The 9,363-nt window shown below is 54.3% G+C and carries 9 protein-coding genes; 2 read left to right on the forward strand and 7 right to left on the reverse strand.

Annotated elements, in window-relative coordinates; all coding sequences use genetic code 11:
* Positions 1 to 26: 26 nt before the first annotated feature.
* The 5 genes from AC2FLA_RS22070 to AC2FLA_RS22090 form a co-directional block, all read right to left on the reverse strand.
* On the reverse strand, positions 27 to 383 hold the full coding sequence (locus AC2FLA_RS22070; protein WP_496725350.1) for a hypothetical protein: 357 nt from the start codon (positions 381 to 383) through the stop codon (positions 27 to 29).
* A gap of 39 nt (positions 384 to 422) precedes the next feature.
* Positions 423 to 1,142, reverse strand: a complete 720-nt coding sequence (locus AC2FLA_RS22075) for an alpha/beta fold hydrolase (protein WP_496725352.1) — start codon at positions 1,140 to 1,142, stop codon at positions 423 to 425.
* Positions 1,139 to 2,680, reverse strand: coding sequence for an ABC transporter permease (locus tag AC2FLA_RS22080; protein WP_496725354.1), 1,542 nt, complete (start codon positions 2,678 to 2,680; stop codon positions 1,139 to 1,141). The genes AC2FLA_RS22075 and AC2FLA_RS22080 overlap by 4 nt, the downstream gene beginning before the upstream one ends.
* The gene (locus AC2FLA_RS22085) at positions 2,677 to 3,732 is read right to left on the reverse strand and encodes a quaternary amine ABC transporter ATP-binding protein (RefSeq protein WP_496725356.1); all 1,056 of its coding nucleotides are present in this window, start codon (positions 3,730 to 3,732) and stop codon (positions 2,677 to 2,679) included. Before AC2FLA_RS22085 ends, AC2FLA_RS22080 begins: the two co-directional genes overlap by 4 nt.
* Positions 3,733 to 3,799: 67 nt before the next feature.
* A complete protein-coding gene (locus tag AC2FLA_RS22090; RefSeq protein ID WP_496725358.1) occupies positions 3,800 to 4,765 on the reverse strand; it encodes an ABC transporter substrate-binding protein in 966 nt (321 codons plus the stop codon).
* Positions 4,766 to 5,019: 254 nt separating this feature from the next.
* Between AC2FLA_RS22090 and AC2FLA_RS22095 the strand changes: the two genes are divergently transcribed.
* Entirely contained in the window at positions 5,020 to 5,919 is a 900-nt protein-coding gene (locus AC2FLA_RS22095) for a LysR family transcriptional regulator (protein WP_496725360.1), read from the forward strand.
* A 61-nt stretch (positions 5,920 to 5,980) separates the two neighbouring features.
* On the opposite strand, the gene cuyB is transcribed toward AC2FLA_RS22095, so the two are convergent.
* Positions 5,981 to 6,682, reverse strand: coding sequence for a cysteate racemase (gene cuyB, locus AC2FLA_RS22100; protein ID WP_496725362.1), 702 nt, complete (start codon positions 6,680 to 6,682; stop codon positions 5,981 to 5,983).
* Between the two features lie 3 nt (positions 6,683 to 6,685).
* The gene (gene cuyA / locus AC2FLA_RS22105; RefSeq protein ID WP_496725364.1) at positions 6,686 to 7,699 is read right to left on the reverse strand and encodes a D-cysteate sulfo-lyase; all 1,014 of its coding nucleotides are present in this window, start codon (positions 7,697 to 7,699) and stop codon (positions 6,686 to 6,688) included.
* Positions 7,700 to 7,821: 122 nt separating this feature from the next.
* On the opposite strand from cuyA, the gene AC2FLA_RS22110 reads away from it, so the two are divergent.
* On the forward strand, positions 7,822 to 8,709 hold the full coding sequence (locus AC2FLA_RS22110; RefSeq protein WP_496725366.1) for a LysR family transcriptional regulator: 888 nt from the start codon (positions 7,822 to 7,824) through the stop codon (positions 8,707 to 8,709).
* Positions 8,710 to 9,363: the final 654 nt, after the last annotated feature.

Below are 9,363 nucleotides of genomic sequence, written 5' to 3' on the forward strand. Positions count from 1 at the left end.
CAAGCCGGGTGACAGAGCATTGGTCCTCAGTACGCATAGGACAGAATTGAAACCACGCGGATGTAGGTTCGACCTACGAGGTTCAGCAACGAGTTGTCGCTGAGGTACATGATCACGTCGGCTTGCCCATTCAGCTGAAAGCGAAGGTCATCTTCGGTGCTTCCTGCTTCATAGCCGGGCAAAACGATCCTGACTGGGAATCTCTCAGGCTCCCGCAAAAAACCTTTGGTGCTTGGCGGGCTCGCCAATTGTCCGGGCACATCACCGCCACTTAAGGAAACAGCCGCACTAAAGCTCTCAATGACACCCGGAATAATCTGGCCCGGATGCATGCTCACTCTCAGCAAAAAATACCTTATCCGGGAAAGACCAGTATTGGTCACGACAGCGGCCGTTCCAACATTCTGGCTGCAGACAAGCTGTCAGGCGGCACAAAAATCTCGCAGAATCGAATTAAAGATTCCCGGCTTCTCTAAATGCGTCGCGTGTGCACATCCAGGTATCACGGCGAGGTTGGCGTCAGGAATTGATTGCCACAATTGTTCGGTTTGGCTCCATGGATAGGTCCGATCCCGGTCACCCCAAATCACCAACGTACGGGTCATGATATCCGCCAAATGTTTGGCGCCGCTCCAACCTTCCATCGCGTCGAGCCCAGTTAGCATAGTTTGCAGGCTGCATTGTTCTGCAATCGCAGCACAGTCCTCATAGGCCGCAGCGTTTCCCCGATCGAGAAACCAGGTTGCCGCAATACGTCTGGCCGTGGTTCTTGGTCCTTCTGTATTGGCCCGGCGCTTTGAAGTGCCGATTGTCTCAAACCGGCCAGGTAAAATGCCTATTGTTCCGGTGCCGTAAAGCACCAACCGGTCGATACGTTCGGGCGCAAGGGCAACCATTTCCTGAACGATCATCCCACCCATTGAATGGCCGATCAGGATAAACCGCTCAATTCCCCGCACGCTTAATTCTCTCAACGCCCACTCGGCAAAGCCCGCGATGCTGTCGGGGGCATTGAGATGCGCATTCTCTCCAAATCCCGGTAAGTCCAGGGCCACGACGTTGAAACCGGCCAGGGCTTCGACTTGCCCTAACCATTGTCGACTGCCGCCCAAAAATCCATGGACGAATACGACAGGTGTCATTTGCGCCCACCCTGTACGATGCGATCAAGGATCATGGCGCAGAAAAGGATCGCAAACCCGGCGAGGATACCTTGGCCCACATTGGCGTATTGCAACGCTTCCAGCACGTCCTCACCCAGCCCCTTGGCGCCAATCAGCGAGGCCACGACGACCATCGCCAGCGACAACATAATCGTCTGGTTGATCCCCGCGCGGATCGATGGGCTTGCTAATGGAAGATCTACCTTAGTGAGCAAGTACCACTTATTGGCACCGAAACTAATAGCTGCTTCGCGCACGCTTTCTGGCACACCACGCAGACCAAGAACGGTCAATCGTACTACCGGTGTGCCGCCAAAAATCATCGTGACCACAACCGCCGCTGGCTTTCCAACGCCGAAGAACGCAATCACAGGCACCATGAACACGAAGGCTGGCATGGTTTGCATGAAATCCATGATCGGCTGGATAAACGCATAAAACCGTGGGCGACGGGCAGCGAACATGCCCAGCGGAATTCCAATGACAATAGACAAACACGCCGCTGTCCCCAACAAGGCCAGCGTGGTCATGGCGCCTTCCCAGAAACCCAGCAGGCCCATATAGGTCAGAAATGCGCCCGAATAGATGGCCGTGCTGATGCCCGCTGTCAGCCAGGTCAGCAGAATTATCAAGCTCGCAATCACGATCCATGGCGTCTGGACCAGTATGATCTCTAGCGCATCCAACAGAGTGCGAATGCCGAATGTCAGCCCATCAAAAAACGCCTCGCTGTTGCGTACGCACCAGGCGATGAAATCTTCTACCCAAGTGATACTGGTCAGGCGGATGTTTGGGTCTGTCGGAAAATGGCTAAGCAGTGAAAAGCGCCCTGGGAAGCTGTAATGCAACATTGCCGCAGCGACGATCAACGCCATGAAGATTGCGCTGAACACGATCTGCGACACCGGCATGGCCGAGCGGATCGAACGGTCTGATAACCATTCCGAGAAACGTGCCTCAAGCGCCCAGTTCGCCACCTGTGACTGTATGAATTTGACGATGATCAGGACGACCAGACCGGTCAGAACGATGTAAGGACCTTCAGCGGCCATCGCCTCGGCCTCGGCACGGATACCCCCTATGTTTTCCTCAAGCGAGTCCACCGTTCGCTGATAGACATCGATCTTGTCCGAGTTGTTTTCGATAGCCGCCGCCAATTGCTGACGGCGCAGTTCAAGCGTCCCTTCAATCGATGCAATACGCTCCATTGCCTCGGCTGCTAGATCGCCGAACAATCCTCGTGCAATCTGCACAAAGGCGATTGTTTCGAGGATCAGAAATGGCAACGCCCATGACCACAGACCCCGTGCACCGAACCAGACCGGGCCAAACAATCCGGCCATCAGATTGAAAGTTGGCGTAAAACGGGACGACGCACCAATCTTGTCGAAATTACGGATGTAGTAGTCAGGGCTGGTGCGCACAAATGTGCGAATGTTTTCACGCCGCTCTTCGGCGTAGGCAAGAGCCGCTTCGCTTTCGGTATCTTCCAGCGGGTTCACATCAGAAATGCTCATGACACTTCGGTCCCTTCGATCACGGTGCGCAACAGATCGGCACGGGTTATGACGCCGACATCCACGCCGCCGTCCTCCACAAGGATTGCGCTGCTGTTGTCGATCGCCAGATTGATCAGCGTGCTCAGATTTTCGCCTTCATTCACGCGCGGGGCATCCGCCGATAGCGGTCCATGGGCCGCAATATGTTCTGGAATTGGCCGCATGACCGCATGGGCGCGCACCACTTTGAGGCGAGAAATACCCGCAACAAAATCGGCGACGTAATCGTCCGCGGGATGCATAACGATGTCCTCAGCGGTTCCGATCTGCACCACCTTGCCATCCCGCATGATCGCGATCCGATTGCCGATACGAACCGCCTCATCCAGGTCGTGTGTGATGAAGATCGTGGTCTTTTTCAGGATCTTGCTCAGCCGGATAAATTCATCCTGCAATTGCCGCCGGATCAGCGGATCAAGGGCCGAAAACGGTTCATCCATCAAAAGCACGTCGGGGTTGGCGGCCAAGGCGCGGGCCAGGCCCACACGTTGTTGCATGCCACCGGACAGCTCGTGTGCGAATTTCGCCCCCCAGGCACCAAGTTCGACTATATCCAGTATGGCCGCGGCCTGACGCATCCGCTCATTCTTGCTGACCTGGCGGATTTCCAACGGCATCGCGACGTTGTCCAGCACCGATCGGTGCGGCATGAGCGCGAAGTTCTGAAACACCATACCGATCTTGTTGTTGCGAAACTGCTGAAGCTCTTTTGGCCCCAGCGCCATCACATCGGTGCCTTCAATCTCGATCTTGCCGTCAGTGGGTTCAAGCAACCTGTTAAAATGACGAACCAGAGTGGATTTACCACTGCCCGACAGGCCCATAATGCAGAAAATCTCGCCCCGATTGACCGATAGGCTGACATCAGCAACACCGACTACACAATTGTATTCCGCCAGCACCTGGGCCTTGGTCAGCCCGCGATCCCGGATCGCTTGCAACGCCACTTCGGGCCTGCCTCCGAAAATCTTCCAAACATTCGAAATTTCGATAACGGTGTCGTCGCTCATATGCCCTCCAGAGATCCGTAGTTGGGTGACGCCAACAGATGCCGCCACCCTGTTTCTGGAAGTGGGATCAGAGGCCCAGCCAGGCGTCCACCCGATCCGGGTTCGCTTCGACCCATTCGCGGGCAACGTCTGCCGGATCACGGCCTTTGCCGCTGATCTCATAGGCGAAGCCACTGACATCATCCGCTGTCAGCGCGAAGTTCGCGAAGAAATCTGCAATTGCAGGAGAACGTTCTGGCAAGGTATTGGACCATGCAATCTGGACGTTCTTCAGGGCGTCTTTGGTGGCAACACTGGATTTATTGTACCAATCCGGATCGTCCGATGGCTGAACCATCACATATTTTGCCGGGTCGAAAGTCGGTTCGCTCAGCATTTGAACGTCGAACATGTACCAGACCGCATGTGGCTTGTAACAATAGAAGGCATAACCTTCACCTTTGGCGATACTGTCTTTGATACGCGCGGTCTTCACGCTTTCTTCGGCTCGCACGGGCTCAATGAAGTCCAGTAGCCCATAGTCCCGCGTTTTGACCTCGTTCACATTGGCCGAGGCCCAGCCCGGGGCTCCAATCCACATCTCACCTTTACCGTTGCCGTCGCTATCCATCAGGGCGGCGACGTCAGGCCGGCCCAGATCAGCTATGTCGGTGATACTGTTGGCCTCACCAAAGTCTTTGCTAACGCAAAAGCCCTGATTGCCTTCATAGGGGTTCGACGACAAAGTTACCGTACCAGCCTCGTCGACATATTTCTTGGTAAAGCTTTCCTGATTGGGCAGCCACACATCAGGATGCACGTCTATGTCGCCTTTGCCCTGATCCATGGCCTGAAAGATGGTGGCATTGTTTCCGGGCACATATTCAACCGTCCCTCCGATGCGCGTTTCGACAACTGCCCCCAGAAGATGAGCGATTGCCTGCGCCCCGGTCCAAGACGGCACACCGATTTTAACCTCTTCAGCAGCGAAAGCGGGTATCGCATAGATACCCACCGCCGCTGCCATGCCAAATGCCTTCAGCTTCCTTCTCATAATATTCTCCTCTGTTGATTTGCGCCGTATTTTGGCGTCGTATTTTTTAGTCTGTTTCTTTCCCATCGCTCGGCGGTGTCGTACAAAGTCGTCTCGGGCTGCGACTTCGGACGGAAGGGGAAAAGGGGGACAAACCGCCAGGCCCTAGCTTAAAGTCTAGAGCATGAAGTTTTCTGAGGGCCAATTCGAACATTTCATCAAACTATTCCCGCAATGCATAGTTTTGAGTATGCTCGACCAATGCTTCCTTGGAAATGCAGGTACACACATTGGATTTGAACTGGCTGCGCGACTTTGAATGCCTCGCCCGGACACTGAACTTCACCCGAGCCTCCGATGAACGCAACATCACACAATCCGCATTCAGTCGTAGAATTAAAGCGTTGGAGAGCTGGGTCGGGCTGCCTCTGGTCAATCGCGCCACCTATCCTGTTCAATTGACAGAAGCAGGTCAACAATTCCTGCCGGTTGCTCTGGCGGCGATCTCACAACTATCAGAGTCGCGTCAATCGCTGCGGGATGCCGACCGTGGGGATAGCCGTTTCATCCGGTTTTCGGTCCTCCACACGATCGCGGTTAATTTTTTGGCAAGTCGCATCGAAAAGTTGCAGATGCAAATTCCCGATCTGCGCACTCGTGTACTCTCCGATTCCCTAAGCACCTGCTGTGACCTGTTGGTCGAGGGCGCAGTGGACATTCTCTTGTGTTACAATCACCACTCGGTTTCACCGATGATTGATGAAACCGCATTTGAGCGAAAAGACCTGTTAAAGGATCGGCTGGTGCCAGTGGCTACTGCCGATTCAGCGCGTGCCATGGGTTGGAGCCTCGCAGAGCAGGATGGCCCACCCATCCCCTATCTGGCATATGACCGATCTTCGTTTTTGGGTATGGTTGTAGAAAATACCATAGACCGCAAACCCCTGAACGCCGAGACGATTTATGTTGATAGTCTGGTTGAGACAATCAAGAGACGCCTGATTACCGGAAGCGGATTTGCCTGGATGCCCGAAACCGCGATTTCGCCAGAGCTGGACGCAGGATTGCTGGTGCCAATCGGCGATGACGCGTGGTGTGCCACCTTGACGATTTCCGCTTTTGCTAATCCGGCGACCTTTGATCAGACAGCGCAACAACTTTGGGATCAATTATGAACAAAGGTATCAGTTAACTTACAGATTGCCTCCGAGCGCTGTGGCGCACTTACTCAATCATCTAAACTTGCCCTGCGTGGGAAAATTCGACAATCGACTGAACAAGCAGGTCAATCGTATCAATGGCATTGACCTCGGCCGCAACACTATCAGCGATGAGCGAGAATTCTGAGCAAGCCACAAGCTGCAGGTCGGCCCCTGCGGCGACAAGTTCTTTCGAGGCAACTCTTAGTGTTTCGCGCCCTTCCTTGCACGGGCCGTCAGTCTTAATTTTTCGGATCGCCGCAAGCATTTTTTCCTCGTCTGCCGGCCAAACAACCGAAAGCCCGCGCGTTTGCAGCTTTGTCTCGAATAGATAAGTACGTTGTACGGCTGGCGAGGCAAGCATTCCGATACATCCCCCTGACCCAAGCGTCCGAGCCGCATATTCAGCTGCCAGTTCGATCAAGTTCAGCAAGGGGATGTCCACGGAATCCGCAATCGCGTTGGCATAGTGATGGGCGGTGTTGCACGGCATCGCCAGCGCCAAGGCTCCAGCATCTTCAAGCCGACGCGCCATAGCGGCAAGCGTCGGCCCCGGATCCTCGCCGACGCCCTCGAGCAGATGACTAACCCGCGACGGCACCTGCGGGTTCATGTCGATCAACAAAGGTATGTGGTCTTGGTCATCAGTTGCGGGTACTGCCGCCACCAGCTTGCGCTGGAGGAGGATAGTCGCTTCGGGGCCCATACCGCCAAGAATTCCAACCGGGCGCAGTGTCATGGCTCAGACAGTCACCCAACGGTTTTGATGATCAAAGGCAAAATCATACCCCCCAAGGGCTGCGGCACCCCCGGTGTGCAGGAACACAATCCGTTGGCCGTTGAACTCACCTTTGCGGGCAAGATCAATCAGACCGGCTGCGCCCTTGGCTGAATAGCACGGATCGAGAAGGATGCCTTCGAGCTCTGCAAACATCTGGATCGCCTCTATGCCACTTGTCGTTGGCAGGCCGTAGCCCTCGCCGACATAGTCAGTATTGGCCTTCACGTCTTCGCGCTTGACCACACCCGCGCAGTCTAGTTTTTCAGCGGTTTTGCAGGCGAGGTCAAAAACCATCTGTTCTTGCCTGGGCTGATGCGCCCTTGTGCCGATGCCCAGCACGGGCACCTGCGCATTCATGGCACACATGCCGGTCACCAACCCGGCCTGCGTTCCTGAAGAACCGGTTGCATGCACCAATCTGTCAATTTGCAAACCACTGTTATTTGCTTGTGCCAACAGTTCAAAGGCCGCGTTAACATAGCCAAGCGCGCCGGTCGGGTTCGATCCGCCGCCAGGAATGACATAGACATTGTGCCCTTCAGCGCGCTTCTTTTCCGCTGCCTTTTCCATCTCACCCGGCATGTCGTGGCCGCCGGGAAACTTCTCGGTGGTTGCACCATGCAAATGATCTAGCAGGACGTTGCCGTTCGTATTGTAGTTTCCATTTTGGTAACCGGTGCGATCCTCCAAAAGGATGTGACAATCAAGCCCCAGCTTGGCGGCAAATGCAGCCGTCTGCCGACCGTGGTTGGTTTGCGTGGCCCCTTGGGTCATCACCATGTCGGCGCCCTGCGCCTCGGCCTCAGCCATTAGGAATTCAAGCTTGCGGGTCTTGTTGCCACCGGTCGACATGCCGGTGCAATCATCGCGTTTGATCCATATTTCGACCCCAAGCTCCTTTGACAATCGAGTCATGGGTTCAAGCGGTGTTGGAAGATGTGCAAGATGCAGGCGGGGAAAACGGGCAAGGTGCATGTCGTGGTTCCTAATATTTGCTTTTGTCAACTTACTGCGCGCTGAAGCGCATTCCTAATTCGAATTTTGGTACATAAGTTGCAGGAATTGCATATTGATAGGAACTGTACTATCGATCCGCCATGCGTCTTGAGTGGATAGATGATATTTTGGCCGTGCTAGATAGCGGCTCTCTCGCCCGCGCCGCTGAAAAGCGATTGCTGACGCAATCCGCCTTTACTCGGCGGGTGCGGCTTATCGAAGACAACATCGGCGCAACGCTGTTTGATCGCCGCCGCAAGCCAGTCTCTTTGATGCCAGGTGTGCGGGATCTGGAATTTGAATTACGTGAGCTCAGCACCAGGCTGCATAGGCTTCGACACACCTTAAAGACAGCGAGTGATCAGACAGGCAAATCGTTGTCTTTTGTTTGCCAACACGCGCTCACCACGACAATTTCACCCGAAATTGTTCGTGTTTTAACTGAAGCTGGCGAAATCTCGGTTCGCGTGCGTTCAGGAAATCAAGACGAGTGCCTGATGCATCTGATTTCAAAAGAAGTTGATTTTGCCATCATGTACGCGGTGCCCGATGACAGTATTCAAGAACCCGCTAACGCGTTTGAAACCAAAACGCTCGGGATGGATACTTTGATTCCAGTCTGTGCGCCTACTGTGCGCACCCAAGTGACGGAAGCCGTAATTCCTACAATCAGCTACCCGCCCGAAGTCTTTCTCGGGCAGGTCTATTCCAGGATGATTGCGCCGCGATTACCTGAAGGTAAAACCGCAGTGCCCAGAGCTGAAACCGCACTTACGTTGGCCATACTACAATACGCCTTGAATGAAATCGGCATCGCGTGGTTGCCCCACTCTCTAGTGGCGACCCACCTTTCAGAGGGCACGCTTGTGTGCATTGACGACGTACTGCCCACACAGCTTCTGGCAATCAGGGTAGTCCGCTTGGCAGAATCTCAGCCAGATCATGCAGAGCAAATATGGAAACAACTTGAAGACATTTTCAGTTTCTAGTTTTCCCGCAGCACTCTCTATCCCAAAAGGCATGCCGCCCCTGATCAAAAGGGCTTGGTTTCTCTTACACACCCTTCGCCAGATCGAAAAACGAAGCCTGAGCTACACTCAAGAACCCCGATCCGGGCTTAACGCCCTATTTTGCACCGAGCCGGAGTCGACCCCTACAACACCAAGCGCCGACATTCGGCGCTCGGATATGCGCCCTAAACGGACGAGACCGCGCTGGTTAACAAGGTGCTGTTACATTCCAATCCGTCTCAGACTGGTAGATTTCCAAAAGAGTGAACTGTAAACGTTGTAGGCACTTTTGTCCCCGTTCATGCTCCCTTTGTTCGTTGGAGGCGCGTTAAATTATTATAGAAAAAAGCCGAGTGACTGGGCCCACAGGAAGTGAAGAGGGGCGAACGCGGTAACCCCAATCGCGAAGTAAGCAAGCAGTAGACGAAGGGCCTGCGTAGATGGGACCCGACCGATTGACATTGTCAAAAGTAGGGGTGGAACCAGATACGGGAATGGTACGAGAATCCATGTAGGAATCTGGGCCATTAAGACCCACTCAACTGGCCAGCCTGTGGGGCTCAGTTGCAAACTTTTTGACATTGACGATTGTTGGGTTAGCGCGCGAGTGATCAGCAGCAATAATCAGCCGAA

The sequence above is a fragment of the Ruegeria sp. CDSA033 genome (assembly GCF_059612305.1).